The sequence below is a fragment of the Grimontia marina genome, from assembly GCF_900060185.1.
GTDB classification, from domain to species: domain Bacteria; phylum Pseudomonadota; class Gammaproteobacteria; order Enterobacterales; family Vibrionaceae; genus Enterovibrio; species Enterovibrio marinus.
Window position 1 is genome coordinate 1 of sequence record NZ_FIZY01000071.1, and the last position, 22,418, is coordinate 22,418.

25 protein-coding genes, 1 pseudogene and 1 other annotated feature are annotated in these 22,418 nt (G+C 48.1%); of the genes and pseudogenes, 11 read left to right on the top strand and 15 right to left on the bottom strand.

Translation table 11 applies throughout. From position 1 onward, the window contains the following. Positions 1-113, top strand: a pseudogene (locus GMA8713_RS28275) (IS630 family transposase); the annotation flags it as partial. Positions 114-115: 2 nt separating this feature from the next. Here the strand turns inward: GMA8713_RS28275 and GMA8713_RS26970 are convergent. Together GMA8713_RS26970 and cls are read right to left on the bottom strand one after the other, a co-directional pair. Beyond that, positions 116-307, bottom strand: a complete 192-nt coding sequence (locus tag GMA8713_RS26970; protein ID WP_232314542.1) for a hypothetical protein — start codon at positions 305-307, stop codon at positions 116-118. Between the two features lie 433 nt (positions 308-740). Beyond that, positions 741-2,201: a cardiolipin synthase gene (gene cls / locus GMA8713_RS22750; protein ID WP_062714548.1), complete on the bottom strand. Its 1,461-nt coding sequence runs from the start codon at positions 2,199-2,201 to the stop codon at positions 741-743. Between the two features lie 434 nt (positions 2,202-2,635). On the opposite strand from cls, the gene GMA8713_RS22755 reads away from it, so the two are divergent. From GMA8713_RS22755 to GMA8713_RS22770, 4 genes are all read left to right on the top strand, one after another. Next, the gene (locus GMA8713_RS22755) at positions 2,636-3,982 is read left to right on the top strand and encodes a sodium-dependent transporter (protein ID WP_062714550.1); all 1,347 of its coding nucleotides are present in this window, start codon (positions 2,636-2,638) and stop codon (positions 3,980-3,982) included. Between the two features lie 128 nt (positions 3,983-4,110). Continuing rightward, a complete protein-coding gene (locus GMA8713_RS22760) occupies positions 4,111-4,782 on the top strand; it encodes a TIGR01621 family pseudouridine synthase (protein WP_062714552.1) in 672 nt (223 codons plus the stop codon). 38 nt (positions 4,783-4,820) lie between these two features. Beyond that, on the top strand, positions 4,821-5,030 hold the full coding sequence (locus GMA8713_RS22765) for a hypothetical protein (RefSeq protein ID WP_157515729.1): 210 nt from the start codon (positions 4,821-4,823) through the stop codon (positions 5,028-5,030). Then, complete coding sequence (locus GMA8713_RS22770; RefSeq protein ID WP_198159573.1) at positions 5,030-5,974, top strand: class I SAM-dependent methyltransferase; 945 nt, start codon at positions 5,030-5,032, stop codon at positions 5,972-5,974. Before GMA8713_RS22765 ends, GMA8713_RS22770 begins: the two co-directional genes overlap by 1 nt. 111 nt (positions 5,975-6,085) lie before the next feature. On the opposite strand, the gene gspS2 is transcribed toward GMA8713_RS22770, so the two are convergent. The 11 genes from gspS2 to aroF form a co-directional block, all read right to left on the bottom strand. Beyond that, positions 6,086-6,487 (bottom strand): type II secretion system pilot lipoprotein GspS-beta, encoded by a 402-nt coding sequence (gene gspS2 / locus GMA8713_RS22775; RefSeq protein WP_062714558.1) that lies wholly within the window; start codon positions 6,485-6,487, stop codon positions 6,086-6,088. A 33-nt stretch (positions 6,488-6,520) separates the two neighbouring features. Then, positions 6,521-6,823 (bottom strand): YciI family protein, encoded by a 303-nt coding sequence (locus GMA8713_RS22780; RefSeq protein WP_062714560.1) that lies wholly within the window; start codon positions 6,821-6,823, stop codon positions 6,521-6,523. 86 nt (positions 6,824-6,909) lie between these two features. Continuing rightward, a complete protein-coding gene (gene yciA / locus GMA8713_RS22785) occupies positions 6,910-7,308 on the bottom strand; it encodes an acyl-CoA thioester hydrolase YciA (protein ID WP_046306492.1) in 399 nt (132 codons plus the stop codon). Positions 7,309-7,378: 70 nt separating this feature from the next. Then, positions 7,379-7,924: a septation protein A gene (locus GMA8713_RS22790; protein WP_062714562.1), complete on the bottom strand. Its 546-nt coding sequence runs from the start codon at positions 7,922-7,924 to the stop codon at positions 7,379-7,381. A 154-nt stretch (positions 7,925-8,078) separates the two neighbouring features. Next, on the bottom strand, positions 8,079-8,900 hold the full coding sequence (trpA, locus tag GMA8713_RS22795) for a tryptophan synthase subunit alpha (protein ID WP_062714564.1): 822 nt from the start codon (positions 8,898-8,900) through the stop codon (positions 8,079-8,081). Then, entirely contained in the window at positions 8,900-10,090 is a 1,191-nt protein-coding gene (gene trpB, locus GMA8713_RS22800; RefSeq protein ID WP_062714566.1) for a tryptophan synthase subunit beta, read from the bottom strand. Before trpB ends, trpA begins: the two co-directional genes overlap by 1 nt. 8 nt (positions 10,091-10,098) lie before the next feature. After that, positions 10,099-11,466 (bottom strand): bifunctional indole-3-glycerol-phosphate synthase TrpC/phosphoribosylanthranilate isomerase TrpF, encoded by a 1,368-nt coding sequence (trpCF, locus tag GMA8713_RS22805; protein ID WP_062714569.1) that lies wholly within the window; start codon positions 11,464-11,466, stop codon positions 10,099-10,101. Next, positions 11,466-12,467 (bottom strand): anthranilate phosphoribosyltransferase, encoded by a 1,002-nt coding sequence (gene trpD, locus GMA8713_RS22810; RefSeq protein WP_062714571.1) that lies wholly within the window; start codon positions 12,465-12,467, stop codon positions 11,466-11,468. Before trpD ends, trpCF begins: the two co-directional genes overlap by 1 nt. Positions 12,468-12,484: 17 nt before the next feature. Next, positions 12,485-13,084: an aminodeoxychorismate/anthranilate synthase component II gene (locus tag GMA8713_RS22815; RefSeq protein ID WP_062714572.1), complete on the bottom strand. Its 600-nt coding sequence runs from the start codon at positions 13,082-13,084 to the stop codon at positions 12,485-12,487. 2 nt (positions 13,085-13,086) lie between these two features. Next, the gene (locus tag GMA8713_RS22820) at positions 13,087-14,664 is read right to left on the bottom strand and encodes an anthranilate synthase component 1 (protein WP_062714575.1); all 1,578 of its coding nucleotides are present in this window, start codon (positions 14,662-14,664) and stop codon (positions 13,087-13,089) included. After that, on the bottom strand, positions 14,661-15,674 hold the full coding sequence (aroF, locus tag GMA8713_RS22825) for a 3-deoxy-7-phosphoheptulonate synthase (protein ID WP_062714577.1): 1,014 nt from the start codon (positions 15,672-15,674) through the stop codon (positions 14,661-14,663). The genes GMA8713_RS22820 and aroF overlap by 4 nt, the downstream gene beginning before the upstream one ends. A gap of 53 nt (positions 15,675-15,727) precedes the next feature. After that, positions 15,728-15,822: a sequence feature (Trp leader region), on the bottom strand. Between the two features lie 122 nt (positions 15,823-15,944). On the opposite strand from aroF, the gene rnm reads away from it, so the two are divergent. From rnm to rluB, 3 genes are all read left to right on the top strand, one after another. Next, positions 15,945-16,820, top strand: a complete 876-nt coding sequence (gene rnm, locus GMA8713_RS22830; RefSeq protein ID WP_062714579.1) for an RNase RNM — start codon at positions 15,945-15,947, stop codon at positions 16,818-16,820. Beyond that, positions 16,817-17,437: an L-threonylcarbamoyladenylate synthase gene (locus GMA8713_RS22835; protein WP_002540191.1), complete on the top strand. Its 621-nt coding sequence runs from the start codon at positions 16,817-16,819 to the stop codon at positions 17,435-17,437. The genes rnm and GMA8713_RS22835 overlap by 4 nt, the downstream gene beginning before the upstream one ends. A 236-nt stretch (positions 17,438-17,673) precedes the next feature. After that, positions 17,674-18,669 (top strand): 23S rRNA pseudouridine(2605) synthase RluB, encoded by a 996-nt coding sequence (gene rluB, locus GMA8713_RS22840; protein ID WP_062714581.1) that lies wholly within the window; start codon positions 17,674-17,676, stop codon positions 18,667-18,669. A 78-nt stretch (positions 18,670-18,747) separates the two neighbouring features. Here the strand turns inward: rluB and GMA8713_RS22845 are convergent, their stop codons facing one another. Further along, positions 18,748-19,488 (bottom strand): YciK family oxidoreductase, encoded by a 741-nt coding sequence (locus GMA8713_RS22845; RefSeq protein WP_062714582.1) that lies wholly within the window; start codon positions 19,486-19,488, stop codon positions 18,748-18,750. A 245-nt stretch (positions 19,489-19,733) separates the two neighbouring features. On the opposite strand from GMA8713_RS22845, the gene sohB reads away from it, so the two are divergent. The 3 genes from sohB to GMA8713_RS22860 all read left to right on the top strand — a co-directional run bounded on the left by sohB (position 19,734) and on the right by GMA8713_RS22860 (position 22,070). Beyond that, positions 19,734-20,792 carry a protease SohB gene (gene sohB / locus GMA8713_RS22850; RefSeq protein WP_046306518.1) on the top strand — a complete coding sequence of 353 codons (1,059 nt, stop codon included), beginning with the start codon at positions 19,734-19,736 and terminating at the stop codon, positions 20,790-20,792. An 8-nt stretch (positions 20,793-20,800) separates the two neighbouring features. Continuing rightward, positions 20,801-21,217: a DUF805 domain-containing protein gene (locus GMA8713_RS22855; RefSeq protein WP_062714584.1), complete on the top strand. Its 417-nt coding sequence runs from the start codon at positions 20,801-20,803 to the stop codon at positions 21,215-21,217. A gap of 349 nt (positions 21,218-21,566) precedes the next feature. Next, positions 21,567-22,070 (top strand): acyltransferase family protein, encoded by a 504-nt coding sequence (locus GMA8713_RS22860; RefSeq protein WP_232314543.1) that lies wholly within the window; start codon positions 21,567-21,569, stop codon positions 22,068-22,070. Between the two features lie 11 nt (positions 22,071-22,081). Here the strand turns inward: GMA8713_RS22860 and GMA8713_RS22865 are convergent. Continuing rightward, positions 22,082-22,418, bottom strand: a 337-nt coding sequence (locus GMA8713_RS22865; protein WP_157515497.1) for an IS630 family transposase, incomplete at its 5' end; no start/stop codon positions are given.

Consider the following 22,418-nt stretch of genomic DNA (forward strand, 5'->3'; position numbering starts at 1 on the left):
ATCATCAATGCAAGTACATGTACCAGCTATTGGCACAGGTGAAGCACTTTATGGCGACGGCATCACCGTATCCTGGCTCAGGTCATGGGATGGCAAAAAAGACTCACAATTAGGATCAGCTATTTAGATAAGGTAAACCCATTAAGTCACCCTGACGCAATTCGCCTTGATCTGCCACCGCTGCAATAGTTATTGCCTGTTCAGAACTTAATGTCACTCCTTGTTGTTCTAACCAATCATGATGGCGTTTGGCTGATTTGAGAGCAACGAGTCGGCATAAAAAACTCAGTTCCGATTGAATATACACGATTATCACTAGTTTATTAGCTTTATAAGTGAGGCGCATATTACAACTAGAGTAGAAATAAAGTCTAACTTCTTAAATGGTTGTGTTGTAAGAATATAATAATGTGATTTTATTTTATTTATCAAGAATAACATTATGAAAAATATAAGATTATATGTATGTTTTAAAATTCAATTGGAAAGCTGTGGATATTGTAACGCGATAATTTGATGTTATTTTATTCGAATAGTTCAAAAAGTAGCCGAAAATAAAGGGAAAACAGTCACACATAGCATTAATTTATTTTGTAAAACTTTATGAATTAATATGAGTCGTAACCTTTCCAATGCATTTAGAACAAATTTATAACAAGCGTTCAGGCCCAATTCTACAAAAGTGGGTTTAATGGTACTGTTCCATTTAGATGCATTCGTTTGTCAAAATGAAAGTAAATTCAGAGTAATGGACTGAACATGTAAAAGAACTGTTCGATCGGTCTGTTGAATACAGAGCGTTGTGACCAGTCTTTTTTGTCTACCAAGGATGAGTTTGCCATGTAGGCATTTTGAAGAGAAACCAAGTCAGCACAAAACTCAGGGTCGTCAATACAGAGTGTTAGTTCAAAATTAAGCCATAGGCTACGCATATCAAGATTTACAGTGCCTATCAGGCAGAAATTTTCGTCCACCATGACAGATTTTGTATGCAGCAATCCACCGTTGAAACGGTAGATGTTGATTCCTGCTCTCAACAGTTCATTAAAGAATGAACGACTAGCCCATTCCACCATCAGGCTGTCATTTTTTGCCGGAATAATAATATTCACTGTGACGCCACGTTGTGCTGTGGTTTGCAGAGCACTGAGTAAACTTTCACTAGGTACTAGGTAAGGGGTTGTGATCGTCAGGCTCTTCTTAGCTTGATGAATTGCCAGCATTAATACTTGTTGGATGATCCCATCTGGCATACCTGGACCGGATGGTGCAACCTGAACAGAATGCTTAGCATGGCGGTGCTCTTCAATCAGACTGCATTCTGGCAAATCGGGTAGGTAACGTAGGCCGGTCTCGACTTCCCAATCCCAGGCAAAAATACTATTGAGGATCGGCACGGATGGACCTTCGGTTTTCACCATAATATCGACCCATTGCCCGACGCCCGCATTTTGTTTGAAGAAACGAGGATCGACGAGATTCATCGAGCCAGTGTAGCCAATCTTGTTATCGACAATAACGATCTTGCGGTGTTGGCGTATATCCAATCTTCGAAGGAACATACGTGCTGGGCTCACTGCTAAAGCTTCAATTAACTCCACGCCGGCTTTACGCATCGCATCTGGCCAATGGCTTCTGAAGAAGGTTTTGCTTCCAGCAGAATCAAGGAGAATACGCACGGTCACCCCGCGCCGTGCAGCGTTGCACACCGCTTTGGCAACGTCATCTGCATGACCGCCAGGATGCCAGATATAGAACACCATATTGATGGAGTGCTCCGCTTCCCCTATGTCCTGTGCGATGTTACGGAGGATGTCTGCGGTTTCGTTAAAGAGAGATAGTTGGTTACCCGCCAAAGCAGGGATCCCTGCTCGTTGCAAACACAAATCATGAACAGGGCGAGCAAGGAAGCTTAAATGTTGAGGGCGGTGGGCTTCACATTCGTTGATGGTTTCCAGCCATTTGCCATATGGCGCAAACATCGCTCTCGCTCGATCTGCTCGTTTTCTTCCTAGGTTAAGTTCACCAAACAGTAGGTAGAGAATCACGCCAACAATCGGAATGATATAGATGATCATCAGCCAAGCGATAGAAACACCGAGAGCGCGACGTTTAAGTACTACACGAACAGTCACACCAGCGATAAGAAGCCAGTAAAAGAAGACACTTGCCCAGACCAAAAACTGATAAATCTTTTCCATTTCAATCCACTTAGCTCAAATCAAACCTCAATATAGAGTGATCAAGAAAAGTATGCACTGTATTTAGCATTGCATATTCCCAATCGCGAGGCAGAAGAGAAGTATTTCGTCGCCTGATTAGACAATTGTTAAAAATTGTTTGCCACTAAGTGTTTATAAAGTAATTAGATATGAGGTAAATTTAGGGAAATATGTCGGTTGGTCGAAAAATATAGCGCGATCGCTTCAAATTCTATTCTTAAACTGGTTTACTTGCCATACCTGTGCATAAAACCGAAGTTTCGAGTTCTGTAATAATGAGTTTACAGGTTGGCGATCGTCTCCAAGGAAGGTCGAACATTACCAGGAAAAGAACCACCCAGTTAACTCTCGCTGAATAAGGCTTTCAGGGACGAATTGGGTATAACGACATCAAAAATTATTAGAGAGTAATTATGGCAAGCGGTAATAGAGCCCAATTTTCTTCCCGTTTAGGGTTTATTCTTGCCGCCGCAGGTTCTGCGGTGGGCCTTGGCAACATTTGGGGTTTCCCTACGCAAGCGGCTAGCAATGGTGGTGCTGTTTTTTTACTGACCTACCTCGCAATGGTATTTATTCTGGCTTATCCACTTCTGGTGGCGGAACTGACCATTGGCCGTTACGGTGCATCTAACCCTATTCGTTCCCTGATTTCTGTTGCACCAAAACAAAAAGCACTTGGCTCTGCGGTGGGTATCGCCGGTATGTTAGGCGTGAGTGGTATTCTCAGCTTCTATGCGATCGTAGCTGGCTGGTTCTTCGGCTTTCTCGTGGGCCCGTTGCTGAGCGCGGTGGGAATGGATGCAGCAGCGGCTTGGCTGGAAGGCTTCAGCATTGAACGCAATCTAGTATTGATGTTGCTGTTCATGGTGTTGACGATTCTCGTGGTTCGTAATGGTGTCGCAGACGGTATTGAAAAATGGTCGAGCCGTTTGATGCCAGTGCTCTTTGTGCTGTTCATCTTGATGGTGATTTATACCCTTTTCCAACCGGGTGCTGTTGATGGCCTGAAGATGTATCTGGTTCCGGATACTTCGCACTTCTCTCCTGATCTGATGGTCAGTGCGATGGGGCAGGCATTCTTCTCTCTGTCTATCGGTGTGTGCACCATGATGGTCTACGGCTCATACCTTCGAATAGATGCGGATCTGCCTAAAACAGCAGCGCAGGTTGCTTTGCTTGATACCGGTGTTGCCTTTGTTGCGGGCCTTCTGATCCTCCCTGCAATGTTTGCGGCTCAACACAACGGTGTGCAGATATACAACGAAGCCGGTGGCCTCTTGGACGGTGATACGCTGGTATTCAGTGTGTTACCAGCGATGTTTGACACCATGGGTGGCGCAGGTCTGATTGTTGGCGTGGCGTTCTTTGCGCTGATGGTCATTGCAGCCCTGACCTCATCGATTTCTATGCTTGAAGTGCCAGTCTCATGTGCTTCTGAAGAACTGAACAAAGACCGTAAGACCGTTGTGTGGTGGATTGGTGGTGCAATCGCTGTGTTTTCTGCCGTTATTATCTTCAACTTTGGTTCACTGTTTGGTCTGGTGATCAGCATTACCACAGAGTACATGCAGCCAATTCTGGGGCTTATCATGGCGCTGATTGCTGGTTGGATTTGGAAGCGTAATCAGGTGCTGGAAGAGTTGCGTCAAGGTAACCCAGAAATATCGGAGAGTCTGTTCTGGAAAGTGTGGCCAACCTACGTTCGTGTTGTGTGTCCAATCCTTATGGCGTTGGTTTTCCTATGGCCCTTGATTAAGTAATCCTCATCAAGCGCAAACTCAACCTCGTATCCCCGGTAAATACCGGGGATTTTCTTTTCTGATTAGAGAAATTTGGGGCGATTGGGTTTACACTCTGCGCTTATTTTTCTGCAGCGACAGGTTTACCCATGTTCAGTCTGGTTTTTCAGAATGATGACTTTCTGGTCATCGATAAACATCCCGGCATTAGCGTTCACAAAGACGATAATGATCAGCCTCTTTTGAGTGAAGTGGCGACGCAAACGGGCAACGAAAAGCTCTACCTGATCCATCGACTGGACAAAATGACTTCTGGCTTGCTTCTATTAGGACGTCATCAACAAGCGGCCTCTGAGCTTTCTTCAATGTTTGCTGATAAAACGGTACAGAAGTTTTATCTGGCTCTGTCTGCAAAGAAGCCGAATAAAAAGCAGGGCACCATTATCGGAGATATGACCAAAAGTCGCCGCTCAATGTGGAAGCTTCTATCTACCAAAACCAATCCTGCTATTACCCAGTTCTTTTCCACGTCTGGTGGTGAAGGTAAACGCTTATTTCTCTGCAAGCCTTACACGGGAAAAACTCACCAGATCCGGGTGGCGCTGAAAAGTGTTGGGTCGTCAATTCTGGGTGATGAAACCTATAGCGGGGCGGGGGCTGACAGGGGATACCTTCATGCATTTGCCCTTAGGTTCAATCACGGTGGCGATGCATTTTCATTCCAACAAAAGCCAAGCATTGGTAACGAATGGCCTGAACTGCCAGAAGAATGGCAAACACCGGAAGCGTTAAACTGGCCGAAGTTGCCGCACCAAAAATAGTAATTAAGTACTCCAAGGATGGAAGTATGGAGTCGAAAATGGCACTTAAACAAAAGAAAACACGCACGCTTAGAAAGTCAGGCTCTTCGAGCCGTTATTGGAGCTTGGCGAATTTTCGTCGCCAACTGAGAAAGAAAAAAGCGCGCGGGTGTAACCGCCGCAACTGTGAATTTTATAACTTGCAGTTGAGCAGTCAGATTGTCGAACAGAATGTCTTTACCGAAAACGCAGAGGATACGATTGAATGATGAATGCCGCCGCGCTGCCTACATTTTTTGAAGTGCTTAGCGCTCGCCTTGCTGAGTGTAACCAAGAAGTACGCCGTGTTTTCCATGGACGTGGGCGTTGCTACGAAGGTTTAGAGCAGCTAACCGCAGATTGGCTGGGTAAAGGCGTGCTTCAGATTGCGATATTCAAAGAATCAGATAGTGAATTCTATGCAGCGTTGCAAGAAGGTATAAACGCTTTGGTAGCAAGTGATGTGTGGACGAAATGCCAAGGTACGACGGTCATTCTTCAGCATCGCGACCGTGAAGGATCAGAAACCGAAACCTTGGTGGGCGAAATGCCAAACCAGATTGAAGTGGTTGAGAATGGCCTTAACTACAAGTTGGACTTGGGTAAGCGGCAGAATAACGGTCTGTTTCTGGATATGCGCCTTGGCCGTCAATGGGTGCAAGAAAATGCAGCTGGCAAACGCGTATTGAACTTATTTGCGTACACCTGCGGTTTCTCTGTGGCTGCGATTGAAGGTGGCGCAGAAAAAGTGGTGAACCTGGATATGGCGAAATCTTCACTCTCACGGGGCCGAGAAAATCATCACCTGAATCAGCACGATTTGAGTAAGGTAAGTTTCCTTGGTCACGAGCTTTTCAAATCTTGGGGCAAGGTGAAGAAGTTTGGTCCTTACGATCTGGTGATAATCGACCCGCCTTCATTCCAGAAAGGCAGCTTCGTACTGACCAAAGATTATGCCAAGATCCTGAGACGTTTGCCGGAGTTGGTCGCTGATGGTGGTGATGTGATGGCTTGTGTGAATGCGCCAGACGTGAAACCAGAATTCCTGACAGAGCAAATGGCTGAGTTGGCTCCTGAGTTTGCTTTTGTCTCACGTCTTACCAATCCACCGGAATTTGAAGATATTGATACTGACAGTGCGCTGAAAGTGATTCACTTTAAACATAGGGCTTAATTTAGGTTCGAAGCATTGTGGACGCATTTCAACGTATATAACCACCAAAGGTCAACAGCCCCTAAGCTTCGAACGACAAAAATAACAAAGCCCGCGTTTGCGGGCTTTGTTTTATTGGTGTTTTTCGCAATCTTCACTGCGAATGGTTCGCTCCAGAACGGGGCGTCCGCGTGCATCGCGGAAAAGCAGTTTGTAGTGCACGCCTTTTTCCATCAGCGAATAGATTTCGTTATCCGTACAATAGGTTTTCTCCAAACCTTCAGCCAGTGCAGCGGGGGCGACATCTCCGCTACCTGAATACAGCAACGTCAGTTCAATTTCAGTGCTGTTAGATTTCGCGCGCACCAAGTTGTATCCGTTCATTTGAATCGGTACGAGTTTGCTCAGCATGTCTGCACGCTGTGAAGCGAAGGATTCCGCTATCTCGAGATCTGAAGTGCTTGAACAGGCCGAGAGCACCAGCGCTGCGGCACTCATCAGCGCGATACGTCCTGTTTTTAGAGTCTTTCCCATTGAACATTCCTGTGCGTTTAATCTGCCGCTAATTTACGCGGGCAAAACTTTTTTAAATGGCTTCACGATAACGTCTTTGTAGACGCCCGCCTCGATATAAGGGTCTTCATCTGCCCATGCTTTGGCATCTTCCAAGCTATCAAACTTGGCAATCACGGTTGAGCCAGTGAAACCCGCTTCGCCTGGGTCTTCACTGTCGACAGCTGGATTTGGGCCTGCCACTAGAAGACGGTCTTGAGCTTCCAAATCGCGTAAGCGGGCGAGGTGTTGTTCCCTCACTTGCATTCTTAACGGCAAACTGTTTTCAACATCTTGTGAAAAAATGACGTACCACATCCGTGCTTTCTCCGAATTTTTCTCGCCTAGTGTCTTCGGCCTATTGTATGCAAGGCTACACGATTGCGCAGGCAAGTTTTTCTGATTTATGACTTATTTATCGGTCTTGGGCGCCCGTCACCATCAATAGCAACATAATTGAACGTTGCTTCACAGACTTTGCGGCGGGTACCAATGCCGTCTGTTGCCACGGGCTTCACCCAGACTTCCAGGCTGACACTCATAGAAGTGCGGCCAATGCGGGTGCATTCACCGTAACAACAAACCACATCGCCAACTGAGACAGGGGTTTTGAACACAATTTCCTGAACAGAGACGGTAACCACTCGACCGTGGGAGATCTCCTTCGCCAAAATGGCACCAGCTAAATCAAGCTGGGACATAATCCAACCGCCAAAAATATCACCATTAGCATTGGTGTCAGCGGGCATAGCAAGCGTTCGCAGTAAGAGTTGACCGCGAGGGCAATTATTCGTTTCCGACATGATACGACTTCCGGGAAATGAAATTGAAAAAGGGTGAGCCTAATCACCTTAAGAGTGTTTTAAGTGCGATTTATTGTTCTTCTGAATCGGTTTCTTTTGGCATGTGCTTGTAGATGTAAACTCCGCTCACCATGGTAAATGCCAACGTCAATGCTAACAAACCAAACACTTTGAAATTCACCCAAACATCCAGTGGCATCTGATAGGCGACATAAACGTTGAGCACCGCCAACGCTGCAAAAAAACCAACCCAAGCTGAGTTGATGTTTCGCCACACATTGTCTGGCAGGGTAATCTCTTTGCCAAGCATACCTTTGATAAGTGGTTTACCCAGAACCTGAGAAACCATCAACCCAATGGCAAACAGGGCGTAAACGATCGTTACTTTCCATTTGATGAAATTGTCATCTTGGAAAAACAGCGTCATGCCGCCGAAAACAGCCACCAATACCGCCGTGACAATCTGCATTTTCTCGACTTTTTTGTAGAGCACCCAGGTAACGGCGACTTGAATGATTGTAGCGACAATCAGCGCTCCCGTTGCCGTGTAAATGTCGTACATTTTGTAAAGCGCGAAGAAAATAATGAGCGGGATAAAGTCGAGAAGCTGTTTCATTCAGAGAGTGATCCTTGTGGCAGAGCTTTGGGCTTGCTCAATAAGACCCAAAGTTTACCGAAAACTTCTGGCAGTTAAAACGCAAAGGAGCCAGAGAAAAGAAAAGGCCATCGGATGATGGCCTTTAATATCGGAGATTTGGGACGGCTTCGTCTTACTTGGTTGTTGCGGATTTCATGTTTGCAACGAACTCGCCAAGCTCTTTCAGCATGTTTGCTTCATCAGCAACATTGCGCTCGATGATTTTCACCACCGCTGAACCTGAAATCGCCCCCGCAGCGCCTGCTGTAATCGCTTCTTTAACTTGTGCTGGCTCTGAAATACCAAAGCCTAGTAAAGGACGAGGTGCATCGAACGCCGACAGTTGAGCGAGCAGGTGCTCAATGGGCTTACCTGCTTTGGTTTCTGCACCGGTAACACCAGCACGGGAAAGCAGGTAGGTGTAGCCACCGCCTAATTCAGAGATGGTTTTCAGGGTTTCTTCGTTCGCGTTTGGTGGCGCGATAAAGATAGCATGAACACCATGTTTGGCAGCGGACTCACGGAACTCGGCAGATTCACCTGCTGGCACATCAGCAATCAGTACCGAATCTACGCCAGCGTCTGCGCATTTTGCATAGAAGTTGTCGATGCCATTAGCGAAAACCAGGTTCGCATACATCAGAAGGCCAACTGGAATATCAGGGTGATGCTCACGGACTTCTTTTAGAATGCTGAAGCAATTGTCTGGCGTAGTGCCAGACTCCAACGCACGAATGGTTGCGCCTTGAATGGTTGGACCATCGGCGAGTGGATCTGAGAACGGAATGCCCAGCTCCAACGCGTCGGCACCATTTTCAATAAGGGTTTCAATGATACGCAGTGATTGCTCTGGATTTGGATCGCCAATGGTGACAAAAGGAACGAATGCGCCTTCACCTTTAGCATCCAGCTGTTCGAACATCGCTTCATAGCGGTGAGACAAGGTAGCAGTCATTACATCACTCCTTTTTCTTTCAAAATGTCGTGGACAGTAAAGATGTCCTTGTCACCACGGCCTGACAGGTTAACTACCAGTAGCTGTTCTTTTTCTGGGTTTTCTTTTGCCATCTTCAGCGCATATGCCAAGGCATGCGCTGATTCCAGAGCAGGAATAATCCCTTCGTGACGCGCCAACTCTTGGAAAGCATCCAGCGCTTCATCATCGGTAATTGCTACGTATTCGGCGCGACCAATTGAGTTCAGGTAAGCGTGTTGAGGGCCAACTGAAGGGAAATCGAGACCGGCAGACACAGAGTAAGACTCTTCTACCTGACCATTTGGATCCTGCATCAGTGGCGCTTTCATGCCAAAGAAGATGCCGAGTTTACCGTGTTTGAGCGGCGCCCCATGTTGGTCTGTGTCCAGACCCAGACCTGCAGGCTCAACGCCAATCAGACCCACATCGGTTTCTTCGATGAAGTCAGCGAACATACCAATAGCGTTAGAACCACCGCCCACACAGGCGATCACGTTATCAGGTAAGCGGCCTTCGATTTCCAGAATTTGCTGCTTGGTCTCTTCACCAATCATCTTCTGGAATTCTCGAACAATCGTCGGGAATGGGTGAGGGCCCGCCGCAGTACCCAGCAAATAGTGGGCTTCTTCGTAACTTGCAGACCAATCACGCAGCGCTTCGTTACAGGCATCTTTCAGCGTGGAAGAACCGGAATGAACAGGGATGACTTCTGCGCCCATCAGCTTCATGCGGAATACATTCGGGCTTTGACGTTCAACGTCTTTTGCGCCCATGTATACGCGGCATTTCAGATCCAGTAGGGCACAGGCCAGCGCTGTAGCTACACCGTGTTGGCCAGCACCGGTTTCAGCAATGATTTCTTTTTTGCCCATGCGTTTTGCCAGAAGCGCCTGACCTAACACCTGGTTGGTTTTGTGTGCACCGCCGTGAAGCAGGTCTTCACGCTTCAGGTAAAGTTTGGTTTTCGTCCCTTTGGTAAGGTTGCGACAAAGGGTAAGGGCAGTAGGACGGCCTGCGTACTCTTTAAGAAGAGCCATAAACTCTTCTTGAAAGGCGGGATCGTTCTGCGCATCAATAAAAGCTTGTTCCAGTTGATCTAATGCTGGAACCAGAATTTGTGGGACATACTGTCCGCCAAACTCGCCGAAATAGGCGTTCAACTTAGTCATAACAGTCCTTAGTAATCTCTCAGCGCTGAAAACGCAGCGTCCAGTTTTTCTCTATCTTTGAGCCCAGGCATATCCTCAACGCCCGAGTTAAAATCCAATCCGATGCAACCCAATTCGGCTGCTTCTTTGGCGTTTTCGCTGTTTAATCCACCCGCGATCATGATGGTGTCTTTACGATCATCAGGGATCAAAGACCAATCAAATGCAGTACCTGTGCCGCCACTTTGATTGCCAACGCGGCTGTCTAAAAGGTTTCGGTCGACGTTATCGAATAACTCAGGTGATTGCTCGCTCACACCGTGTGCTTTCCATATCTTGGTATGTTCAGGCAACTTCGCGCGCAGTTCATCAATGTATTCACTGCCTTCGTTTCCGTGTAACTGCACAGCATGAAGGTTGAGTGCTTTTGCCGTGTCTGCAACATGGTTCAGGTCGTGATTCTGGAACACGCCAACGTATTGAAGCGGCGCGCCTTCCATCACTTTTCGAGCGGCTTCTAAATCGACATAGCGAGGCGATTTTTCAACGAAAATCAGGCCACCATAGTTGGCGTAAGCTTCGTAAGCTGCTTTGGCATCTTTCGCGCGGGTTAGCCCACACACCTTGTTGTCACCGTAAAGCACGCGACGAACCGCCTGCTCGACGTCGGTTTCTGCCATCAGCGAGCTACCTATTAGAAAGCCATTCGCAAACGGTGCCAATTCACGGATTTGCTGGTGGGTATAAATACCCGATTCAGAAATCACTATCCTGTCTTCCGGCAGACGAGGTGCCAACTCTTTGGTACGGTTTAGATCAATACTCAGGTCACGCAGATTGCGGTTATTGATGCCAACGACTTTGGCATTGAGAGCAATTGCACGTTCCAACTCTTCCTCATTGCTGACTTCCGTCAATACACCGAGGTTCAGCTCATGCGCGACTTCTGCGAGTGTTTGGTATTCTTCGTCGTTAAGCACAGACAGCATCAGCAGGATGGCGTCGGCTTGATGGTGACGCGCAAGGTACACTTGATAGGTATCGACCATGAAATCTTTGCAAAGCACAGGGCAAGGCACTTGAGAGCGAACAACGGGAAGGAAGTCAAAGTTGCCCTGAAAGTACTTTTCATCGGTTAACACGGATATCGCGGCGGCATGTTTGCCGTAAACACCCGCGATGTAGTTCAGGTCGAAGTCATCGCGAATAAGGCCTTTGGATGGTGACGCCTTTTTGCATTCAAGGATGAACTTCGCCGGGGCGCCAGAAAGCGCGTCGTAGAAGCTACGATCGCTGGGTACCACGTCGTTAATAAAGCTCTCAAGTGGTTGCGACTCTTTACGTGCCGCTACCCACTCTTTTTTGTCTTCAACAATTTTTGCCAGTACCGTTTCCATTAGTTGCTCCGAGATGCCAGTTGCTGAACCAGTTCGAATGGCTTACCACTATTCATCACATCCAGCGCTTTTTGGGTGTTAGCTTTGAGATCTTCTTGTCCAAACAGGCGCAGCAATAAAGCCACGTTAACGGCAACAGCAGATTGCTGTGCGTCGGTGCCTTTGCCTTGCAGAATTTGCGAAATGATTTCGCGGTTTTCTTCTGGCGTGCCGCCTTTGATGGACTCAAGCGGGTAGGTCTGAACGCCAAAGTCTTCCGGTGTCAGTGTGTATTCAGTAATCACGCCGTCTTTGATTTCCGCGACCGTTGTTTCACCGTGAATCGCTACCTCATCCAAGCCACTGCCGTGAACAACGGCTGCGCGTTTCATGTTGAGGTTCAGCATAGTTTCGGCGATTGGGCGAACCAGTGCCTTGTCGTACACACCCATCAATTCCAGCGTTGGCTTTGCAGGGTTAATGAGTGGGCCCAGCAAATTGAAGATGGTGCGGGTTTTCATTGTTTGGCGAACTGGCATCGCGTGGCGAACACCACTGTGATACTGAGGGGCAAACAGGAAGCACACACCCAAGTCATCCAGTGCGCCGCGCGCGGTTTCAGGGCTCATCGCTAGGTCGATACCAAATGCCGCTAACAGGTCAGAAGAACCCGATTTGCTGGATACACCGCGGTTACCGTGCTTGGCGATTTTAACGCCACATGCTGCGGCGACGAATGCTGCGGTGGTTGAAATATTGATGGTGTTTGCGCCGTCGCCGCCAGTGCCGACGATGTCAGCGAAATCATAATCTGGTGTTGGGAATGGGTTGGCGTTTTCTGTGAGAGCAGACGCTGCACCCGCGATTTCTTCTGGCGTTTCGCCTTTGATTTTCAATGCGGTCAGCACTGCTGACAACAGAATTGGGTCAAGCTCGCCTTTGATGATGGTATCAAACAGCTGATGGCTTTCTTCCTGCGACAAAGATGTCTGGTCATAAAGTTTGTTAATAATCGCTTCCATAATGCTCTCCTTGTCGATCAGCGCGCTTGTGTAGCCCAGTTAATGGTATTGGTTAAAAGGTCTGCGCCTTTTGTTGTAAGAATGGATTCCGGGTGGAATTGGTAACCCACTACCTTGTCTGCGTCGTTAACGACAGCCATCACAAGTCCATCCACATCCGCAATCACATCAAGTGAATCTGGCACCTTGGTCGCGACCAAAGAGTGATATCGGGCAATCGTCAGCGGGCTTTCGATGCTTCCAAATACATCGTGGCCGTTGTGTGTCATTAGTGACGCTTTGCCGTGAACAATTTCACCTGCGCCTGCAACAGTACCACCGTAAGCTTCGGTAATCGCTTGTTGGCCCAAACAAATACCAATCATGGGCACTTTTCCTTTCAGCTTTAGAATCAGCTCTGGCATACAGCCTGCTTCTGAAGGTGCGCCAGGGCCGGGCGACAACACAACCACTGGGTTGTTGAGTTCAGACAGCGCCTGTTCGATTTGGTCTGCACTCAGGCTGTTTCGGTAAATCGTGACCGGATAACCGAGTGAGCGGAATTGATCGACAAGGTTGTAAGTGAATGAGTCGAAGTTATCGACGAGCACAATATGTGCATTGACCTGATTGCTCATGCTTATGCTCCTGTATGTGCTGCGCGAATGGCGGTAAGAACGGCAGCTGCTTTGCCACGGGTTTCGTCTGCTTCTGCCTGAGGCACAGAATCAAACACCACACCTGCACCGGCTTGTACCTGTGCTACGCCATCTTCTACATAAGCGGAGCGGATAACGATACAGGTATCCATATCGCCATGACCGGTAACGTAACCGACTGCGCCACCATAGCTGCCGCGACGGCTTTGTTCGAACTCACGAATCAATTGCATGGCGCGGATTTTCGGGGCACCCGTCAAGGTACCCATGTTCATGCAGGCTTGGTAAGCATGCAGAGCATCCAAATCATGACGAAGCTGTCCGACAACGCGCGACACCAAATGCATCACGTGACTGTAACGGTCTACTTGAAGAAGATCAGCGACATAGCGGGTGCCAGGTTCACTGATGCGAGCTACATCGTTTCGTGCCAAATCAACCAGCATCATGTGCTCGGCTTTTTCTTTGATGTCGTTGCGAAGTTCTAGCTCTATGCGACCATCCAAATCTAGGTTGATGGAACCATCGCTGTTTTTACCGCGATGGCGTGTACCAGCGATTGGGTAGATTTCAACTTGATTGGTGTCTTTACTGTATTTCAGCGCACTTTCCGGAGACGCGCCAAACAGGGTGAACTCCTCATCCTGCATGTAGAACATGTAAGGGCTCGGGTTGCCTTGTTTGAGTTTTAGGTACGCGTTTAGCGGGGAAGGGCATGGCAAAGTGAAGCGACGGCTTGGAACAACTTGGAAAACATCGCCTTTTACCACATAGCTTTTGAGCTCATCGACAGCATTGCAGAAATCTTCGTCGCTGACAGAGACTGCCACATCAACACTGTCCAGCTGCGTCGCAGAAGGCATTTCGGTTGGATTCAGGCAGCTTTCCCGAATCGCCTGTAAGCGACGGCTCAAATCAAAATAGGTTTCGGTGTTTTCGTTGCCACCAAACTGGGTTGCCTGAAGCTTGGCTTTGCGACGCTGGTGGTCGATAACCAAAAGGGTTTCCGCAACATAAAATAGGTAGTCAGGACAACGGTTGCCGGATTCCACTTCTGGCAGCGGTTCAAATTGCGCGACTAAGTCGTAGGCAAACAAACCACCGACAAACAACGCTTCGTCTGGCAGCCCATCCAGTTTGAAAGCATGCTGAACCAAACGCAGCGCATCAAAAGGGGATGGCTGGCGCAGACGGGCGTCTTCATCCAGCGTGCGGTTTTCTTCAGCAAAATGTAAGGTCAGCAGCTCAGGTTGACGCTCACTTTCAATAGCAAGTTGTTGGCTGGCAAGCTCAGCTTCAACGGCATCAAGCACGTTGTGGCCGTTTTGGCTCTTAGCTTCGAGTTCAACCGTGAGGCCACGACAAACGATACGCACTGCTGCGTCGACCAACATCAGGCTTTTCAGGTCCTGCTTGGAATCAATCTCGGCAGATTCTAGTAACAGGCTATGTGGGCGATCCTGACAGATCGCCGCATACAATTCAGTGGGTGCAGCGACGTATGGCACATCCAGGCTCAATACGTCGAGTTCGCCTTTATTTAAAGCGTGGTTTTTCACAGCGTTCTCCCTGCTGCTTCTACAAATGGTTTCAATTCTTGCATTAACTGCGCGAACATTTCCCCTGTCAGTGCTTGATGCCCATCTGACAGCGCTTCTGCTGGATTGAGGTGGCTTTCAACGATGATACCGTCGGCGCCTACCGCTGCTGCGGCACGAGACAATGGAATGACAAGCTCACGTACGCCGGTGCCATGACTTGGGTCAACGACCACTGGTAAGTGGCTGCGCTTCTTGATGTAAGCGACTGCATTTAAATCCAAAGTATTACGCGTTGCTGTTTCAAATGTACGAATGCCGCGCTCACAGAGAATAATGTTCGGGTTGCCAGCATCATAGATATATTCTGCCGCCAGCAACAGTTCCTCGATAGTGGCGGAAAGTCCGCGTTTTAACAAGACCGGTTTACCTGTTTCGCCAACTGCTTTTAACAATCCGTAGTTCTGCATATTGCGCGCGCCAATTTGCAAGCAGTCGATGTATTCACACAATGAATCAACCTGACCGACTTCCATGACTTCAGAAACGGTTGGCATGCCGGTAGCTTTACTCGCTTGTTTAAGCAGTTTCAGGCCTTCAACGCCCATGCCCTGGAAGTCATAAGGGCTGGTGCGTGGCTTGTAAGCGCCGCCACGAAGGGCAACTGCGCCATGACCTTTGACGACATCTGCAACAGACATCAGTTGTTGTTCGGATTCTACCGAGCAAGGACCTGCGATAACCGCGAATTTGTCGCCGCCAACTGGCACATTACCGATCCGGACCACGCTGTTGTGCGCCTGTACTTCACGGGAAACCATTTTGTATTTGGTCAGGATAGGTTTGACTTCTTCAACCAGCGGGTCACTGTCCAGATGAAGCTTCTGTAATACACGTTCATCACCCAGTGCCCCCAAAACAATGCGCTCTACACCCGGCATGTAAAGTGGCTTTAAGCCAGCGTTCTCAATCTTGTTCAGGATGTGTTTTGCTTCTTGTTCTGTTGCCTGAGGCTTTAGCACGATGATCATAATCTGAGTCCTTAGCTTGTCATTCCCAATCCAGTTCCCGGGAAAAAATAGGTACAAAAAAACCCGCGTTATGCGGGCTTGGTGTCGTCTTTCCTTGAGATATCACTCATCACACCGCCCGCTATTGGGAGTGCCACCACCAGTTAATCAGTGCTGTTTGTTGGATGAGGTTATGCTGTACCATGAAGACGAAATCCATTTGAATAAGTAATCGTGTACTAGTTAACTAGTATATGGTGGCGAAGTCAAGCAACAAATAGAAGAAAATGAATGCTATTTGATCTACATAGCCACACAACAGCGTCGGATGGGCGCTTCACACCGGAAGACTTGGTCAAGCGCGCGGTTGATTTTCGCGTCAATGTACTGGCGATTACCGATCACGATACGGTGGCAGGACTGGAAGAAGCCAAAGCAGTCGTTGCCCGTGACAATCTGCCGTTACACATCGTCAATGGTATTGAAATATCGACAGTTTGGGAAAACAAAGACATCCATGTCGTCGGTCTCAACATCGACCCAGAATCTCCTGAATTGCAGAAACTGATCGTTGAGCAGTCAGCACGCCGCGATGAGCGTGCAATACAAATTGCAGAACGCTTGGAAAAGCAGCGTATGCCCGGTGCGCTCGAAGGTACAAAAGCGCTGGCAGGCGATGTTGCGCTTACACGCGCCCACTTTGCCCGTTGGATGGTAGAGCAGGGGCATGTGAAAAACATGCAGGCTGTATTCAAAAAATATCTGACCCGTGGCAACCCGGGTTATGTGCCACCAAACTGGTGTACGATTCAGGAAGCCGTTGATGTTATTCACAAAGCGGGTGGTCAAGCCGTGCTGGCTCATCCTGGTCGGTATAAACTTACCGCTAAATGGCTGAAACGCCTGCTTCAGGTTTTTGTTGATGCAGGCGGTGATGCAATGGAAGTTGCACAGCCACAACAATCGCCCAATGAACGTCGTCTGCTGGGCGACTACGCTATTCAGTTCGGGTTAGCCGGTTCCCAAGGCTCTGATTTTCATTACCCTTCACCGTGGCTGGAGTTGGGTCGTAACTTATACTTACCGAAAGGTTGTAAGGAAGTCTGGGAAAACTGGTCTTTGCCCGAGATTGCCGAGGCAGAAATGCCTCATGAGGAGGAAGTGTGAGCCAATTCTTTTACGTGCATCCTGAGAACCCGCAAGCACGTCTAATCAATCAAGCTGTTGCGATTGTTCGTAACGGTGGCGTGATTATCTACCCAACGGATTCTGGTTATGCGCTGGGTTGCCAATTGGAAAACAAACAAGCACTTGAGCGAATCTGTCGCATTCGTCGACTGGATGACAGACATAACTTCACGCTGATGTGTCGTGATTTGTCTGAACTGTCAGTTTACGCCCGCGTCGACAACAGTGCTTACCGACTGATTCGTAACAACACGCCGGGTTGTTACACTTTTATCTTGAAAGCGACCAAAGAAGTACCTCGTCGACTGATGAATCCTAAGCGTAAAACCATTGGTATCCGCGTGCCAGACAACCAAATTGCGCTGGATTTACTTGAGGCGTTGGGCGAGCCGATGATGTCCACATCGCTAATCTTACCGGGGAATGAGCATACGGAGTCTGATCCGGAAGCGATCCGCGACCAGTTAGAACATGCCGTCGACTGTATTCTTAACGGTGGTTACCTGGGCGAGCAGCCAACTACAGTCATCGATCTCAGCGAAGATGAGCCTGAAATTCTCCGTCGTGGTACAGGCGATACCTCTCCTTTCGAATAGGCTAGAAGAGACAAAGTAAAAAGGGCAATTAGGCGAAAATTCTCAGTTATACAAAATGGCTGAGTGCAAACGAAAATTGCCAGATTCAGCCATTATCGATTCCGTGAAATTATGTGGTGTCATTGTGTGCATTTTGGCATAATACGCCGTTGCCTTAGATCCGCGCTCAGTCGCGCCTCCAAAGGTTTTCTTTCCGACATCGACGCCTGTGAAGGCGACAGTAAGGTAGTTAGTCAATGAGCGAAAAATTACAGAAGGTGCTGGCCCGTGCAGGTCTTGGTTCACGTCGTGAAATCGAGGGCATGATTCAGTCTGGCCGAGTGAGTGTTAACGGTGTAGTAGCAAAACTGGGTGACCGTTTGGAAGACCTGAATGCTAACGTACGTGTTGATGGTCACCATGTGCAAATTTCTGCGTCTTCTGAACAAGTTTGTCGTGTTCTGGCATACAACAAGCCGGAAGGCGAATTGTGTACTCGCAGCGATCCAGAAGGTCGCCGCACCGTGTTTGATCGCCTGCCACGCCTGAATGGCGCGCGTTGGGTGGCAGTAGGCCGTCTTGACGCAAACACCTCGGGTCTTCTGCTTTTCACCACAGATGGTGAATTGGCAAACCGTTTGATGCACCCAAGCCGTCAGGTGCAGCGCGAATACATGGTTCGTGTATTCGGCGAAGTTAACGAAGAGATGGTACGTAATCTGGTTCGCGGTGTTGAACTGGAAGACGGTGAAGCACGTTTCGAAGATGTTGTCTACGCAGGTGGTGAAGGTTCAAACCACACCTTCTATGTGGTGATCACTGAAGGTCGTAACCGCGAAGTACGTCGTCTGTGGGAAACTCAGGGCGTTACTGTGAGCCGTCTTAAGCGTGTTCGCTATGGTGATATCTACCTGAGCAAAGAACTGCCTCGTGGCGGTTGGATGGAGCTTGAACTGAGCGATGTGAACTACCTCCGCGAGATGGTAGAACTGCGTGCAGAACAAGAAACCATGATCGACCCAGAAACCAAGAAACGTAAAGCGCGTGCGCAAAAGATTCGCCGTGCAGTACGCCGTTATGAAGAGCGTGTTGAGTCTGGTGAAACCCGCAAACCACGTAACCGTCGTGGTGGTCAACCAGCTGGTAACCGCACCCGCACAGGTGGTGGTCGTCCAGGTAAACCTGGTGCAAACCGTTCCGGTCAGCCTTCTACCCGTCAGAAGAAGACAGGTGGAAACCGCAAGCCACGTTAATGGTTTGGAATATATAAAGAAAAAGCCAGCAGAGATGCTGGCTTTTGTCGTTTAATGGTATCTGGCATCCTAGATGCTTTATTTTGGCTGAGCGTCAATACACTGACCATTCACGTCTTTGCCTTCAGGTGCCATCAGGTAAAGGTACAGCGGCATGATATCCAATGGTGTCTTCAGGTTGTTGGTGTCTTCTGCAGGGAAAGCAGAGGCACGCATTTTAGTGCGCGTACCACCTGGATTGATGGCGTTGACCTTCACTGTTGTGTTGCTGAGCTCATCAGCCAGCACCTGCATCATGCCTTCTGTCGCGAATTTAGAGATAGCATAGGTGCCCCAGAATGCACGTCCTGAATGCCCTACTGTAGATGAAGTGAAAACGATACGGCCATCTTCAGACTTTTGAATCAAAGGCATTAGCGCTTGTGTCATCAGGAAGGTCGCTTTCACGTTCACCTGCATGACTTCGTCGTAGGCTTTTTCTTCGATTTGATCGAATGGGCTCAGCACGCCCAGCATGCCTGCGTTGTGCAAAACACCGTCCAGCTTACCGAATTGCTGCTCGATGGTGTCGGTCATGTCCAAATAATGCTGGCGGGTTGCACCCATCATATCGAGTGGAATGATCGCTGGTTGCGGGTAACCTGCTGCTTCGATTTCGTCGTAAACGCTTTCCAGTTTCTTCACTGTGCGTCCCAGCAAAATAACTGTTGCACCGTGTTGTGCGTAACTGATGGCAGCCTGGCGGCCAATACCGTCGCCTGCGCCGGTCACCAGAATCACTTTGCCATTCAATGCGTCGGCTGCTACTTGATACTCCACGTTACAATATCCTTTTCATTTTGATCTTGCGTGCCTGCTAAACTTGCCACTGGTCATCATGCGAGTGAAAGGCACTGTTGTAAGCTGGCATTTTAAGGCTGCTTGGGAAGAAGAAACAACCTAGCGATGTAAAGAAAGCGACATACGAGGTTGTTTGGGTATTCATGTCTAGTAGAATGACGGGATTCACATAAATCTGTGCTCAATAAAAGTACACAGAAACAACAATAAACGAGGAACTAAGTTTGGAATTCTTGCTTGATTACGGCCTTTTCCTGGCGAAAGTGCTGACCTTTGCAGTCGCCGTGATCGTCGTGCTTATTATTGCTAAAAGCGCTGGCGGCAAACAGTCTCAAAAAGGTGAGTTGGAAATCACTAACCTGACTGAAAAACATAAAGATTTAGTGCATTCGATGGAATCGCATCTCTACGATGAAGCAGCATTAAAAGCGCGCGACAAAGCAGATAAAAAAGCGGAGAAAGCGAAGGCTAAAGAAGCCAAGAATGAAGCGAAGAAAATGACAGATACGGCAACGCTGGAACAAAGCCGTAAACCACATGTTTTCGTCTTGGATTTTAAAGGCAGTATCGATGCACGTGAAGTGGCTTCTTTGCGAGAAGAAGTGACGGCAATTCTGGCTGTTGCCAAAGAGGGTGATGAAGTGCTGGTGCGCCTTGAAAGTGGTGGCGGCATGGTTCACGCATATGGCCTTGCTTCTTCACAACTTGATCGCATCAAGCAAGCAGGCATACCGCTGACAGCTGCGGTGGATAAAGTAGCTGCAAGTGGCGGTTATATGATGGCATGTGTGGCAGACAAGATCGTTGCAGCGCCTTTTGCCGTAGTAGGTTCTATCGGTGTGATTGCTCAGTTGCCAAACTTCAACAAACTGCTTAAAAAGCACGACATTGAATTTGAGCAATTGACTGCAGGTGAATTCAAACGCACGTTAACCATGTTTGGAGAAAATACCGACAAGGCGCGTGAGAAATTTGTCAGTGAGCTGGAAGAAACTCACACACTGTTCAAAGACTTTATTGCTGACCACCGTCCATCGTTGGATCTTGAAAAAGTGGCCACTGGTGAGCATTGGTTTGGCAATCAGGCACTGCCACTGGGATTAATTGACAGCATTGGTACCAGTGACGATTATCTGGTGTCGGCAGTGAAAGAAAAAGATGTGCTGGGCGTGCGTTATGTTCAACGCAAGAAACTGGCAGAAAAATTGGCCGGTGCGTCGGCAGAAGCGCTAGACCGTGTGCTGCTGAAGTGGATTAGCCGCGGTCAGCGACCAATCGTTTAGGAGTAAAAATGAACAATCAAAAGTGGGCACTGCTCTCGTTTGAAGGCCGGATGCGACGCAGAGATTACTGGCTGTACAGCGTTCCGGTATTGATTATGGTGTTGTCAACTTTCTTCTATCAGGGCGGGAATGTGGTGCTTGATGCACTGGCATTGGCGATTTCACTGTTTGCCATTTATGCTTCTATCGCGCTGAACATCAAACGGCTGAAAGACAGAAACAAGAGCCCTTGGTGGATTATTGTGACTTTTCTGCCGTTGGTAGGTCCTATCTTCGCGCTGGTGGAGTTAGGCATTCTTGATGGTACACCGGGTCCAAATCAGTTTGGCCCAGATCCGAAAGGACGCGGTCAGAAGCCGGGTTCTGGTGGCGGTGATGATGTCCATCAGGACGAGAAAAAAGACACAGCAGTGTTTGAAGGTTAGTTTAGAGATTTGGTACAATGTGCGAACCCGCTGGAGTATTGCTCCAGCGGGTTTCTTTTTTCGAAGAAATTGTTTGAGTAACAAGCATTTTTGGTGAGCTAGGCTAGGAGTGGATCTATTTAGCGAACAAAGCCCAAATGTCTTGTTTTAGGTGATTCTGAATGTCGCGTCGCTTTTGGCGCAGAGTATCACTACATGGAAATGCTTTAACCTCACTGCACCCCTCAGGCCGACTTAGCCTCAACCTGCCTTGAACTGTAAAAGCGACAGTAACTCTGATAGCAACACTGATTATTAGTGCATGCGTTGGCTTTGTGAATCGTTACGTATTTCGGTTTTTGGCGCTTTTATGACAAATCAAAAATACCGTCCAGATGTCGATGGCCTAAGGGCAATCGCTGTGCTTTTGGTGATCATTTTTCACTTCAATACAGACATTCTTCCTGGTGGCTTTATCGGTGTCGACATATTCTTTGTTATTTCAGGATTTATCATTACTTCAACGATTTACCCGCAAATGTTAGCAGGAACATTTACGTTCTCTTCGTTTTATGAGCGCAGAATCAAGCGCATCTTACCTTTGTTTTACACCGTCGCGTTGTCTTGTCTCGTAGCAGCCTATTTTCTGTTCGCTCCCAACGATTTCTCCGCTTTTGCAGATAGCCTGAGATACGCGTCAGTATTTATTTCAAATATTTTCTTTGAGAAAAACACTGGTTATTTTGCGCCTTCTTCCGAGACTATGCCGCTGCTAAATATCTGGTCTTTGTCAGTTGAAGAACAATTCTATTTTATCTGGCCAATGGCTCTGACTGCTTGTATTCGCTATTTTCCCGTCAATCTAAATAACTGATCCGAATAGTGCTACATTTTCGCCGTGCCGTGGCAACCTCCCGGGTACGGCGATACGTTATCCATAAAGTGCTTCACCTTCCTGAGCAATTGCCACATATGTTTACACCTGTGATTCCGAGTAATTGTCTCATGGAGAGCATTCCACAATCGTTCTATGACGTTGACCCAAGGGCAATAAACGGGCTGGAACAGCAGCCTGAACTTTGGGTTCTTCTTGAGCCAAGCCTTCGTTTTTTTACTTTTGTGGATGATGTAGTTATCCAGTATCAAGGTGACACTTTTGGCTCGGCGGTAGTGCCACTTTAGCTTCTCCAGCATGGCAATGAATAGGTCTGAGTCTTTCTTT

What these genes read in the sequence shown, in the direction of transcription:
- cls (WP_062714548.1), bottom strand. Translation starts at nt 2,201, where the DNA reads ATGGAAAAGATTTATCAGTTTTTGGTCTGGGCAAGTGTCTTCTTTTAC.
- GMA8713_RS22755 (WP_062714550.1), top strand. Translation starts at nt 2,636, where the DNA reads ATGGCAAGCGGTAATAGAGCCCAATTTTCTTCCCGTTTAGGGTTTATT.
- GMA8713_RS22760 (WP_062714552.1), top strand. Translation starts at nt 4,111, where the DNA reads ATGTTCAGTCTGGTTTTTCAGAATGATGACTTTCTGGTCATCGATAAA.
- GMA8713_RS22765 (WP_157515729.1), top strand. Translation starts at nt 4,821, where the DNA reads ATGGCACTTAAACAAAAGAAAACACGCACGCTTAGAAAGTCAGGCTCT.
- GMA8713_RS22770 (WP_198159573.1), top strand. Translation starts at nt 5,030, where the DNA reads ATGAATGCCGCCGCGCTGCCTACATTTTTTGAAGTGCTTAGCGCTCGC.
- gspS2 (WP_062714558.1), bottom strand. Translation starts at nt 6,487, where the DNA reads ATGGGAAAGACTCTAAAAACAGGACGTATCGCGCTGATGAGTGCCGCA.
- GMA8713_RS22780 (WP_062714560.1), bottom strand. Translation starts at nt 6,823, where the DNA reads ATGTGGTACGTCATTTTTTCACAAGATGTTGAAAACAGTTTGCCGTTA.
- yciA (WP_046306492.1), bottom strand. Translation starts at nt 7,308, where the DNA reads ATGTCGGAAACGAATAATTGCCCTCGCGGTCAACTCTTACTGCGAACG.
- GMA8713_RS22790 (WP_062714562.1), bottom strand. Translation starts at nt 7,924, where the DNA reads ATGAAACAGCTTCTCGACTTTATCCCGCTCATTATTTTCTTCGCGCTT.
- trpA (WP_062714564.1), bottom strand. Translation starts at nt 8,900, where the DNA reads ATGACTGCTACCTTGTCTCACCGCTATGAAGCGATGTTCGAACAGCTG.
- trpB (WP_062714566.1), bottom strand. Translation starts at nt 10,090, where the DNA reads ATGACTAAGTTGAACGCCTATTTCGGCGAGTTTGGCGGACAGTATGTC.
- trpCF (WP_062714569.1), bottom strand. Translation starts at nt 11,466, where the DNA reads ATGGAAACGGTACTGGCAAAAATTGTTGAAGACAAAAAAGAGTGGGTA.
- trpD (WP_062714571.1), bottom strand. Translation starts at nt 12,467, where the DNA reads ATGGAAGCGATTATTAACAAACTTTATGACCAGACATCTTTGTCGCAG.
- GMA8713_RS22815 (WP_062714572.1), bottom strand. Translation starts at nt 13,084, where the DNA reads ATGAGCAATCAGGTCAATGCACATATTGTGCTCGTCGATAACTTCGAC.
- aroF (WP_062714577.1), bottom strand. Translation starts at nt 15,674, where the DNA reads ATGATCATCGTGCTAAAGCCTCAGGCAACAGAACAAGAAGCAAAACAC.
- rnm (WP_062714579.1), top strand. Translation starts at nt 15,945, where the DNA reads ATGCTATTTGATCTACATAGCCACACAACAGCGTCGGATGGGCGCTTC.
- rluB (WP_062714581.1), top strand. Translation starts at nt 17,674, where the DNA reads ATGAGCGAAAAATTACAGAAGGTGCTGGCCCGTGCAGGTCTTGGTTCA.
- GMA8713_RS22855 (WP_062714584.1), top strand. Translation starts at nt 20,801, where the DNA reads ATGAACAATCAAAAGTGGGCACTGCTCTCGTTTGAAGGCCGGATGCGA.
- GMA8713_RS22860 (WP_232314543.1), top strand. Translation starts at nt 21,567, where the DNA reads ATGACAAATCAAAAATACCGTCCAGATGTCGATGGCCTAAGGGCAATC.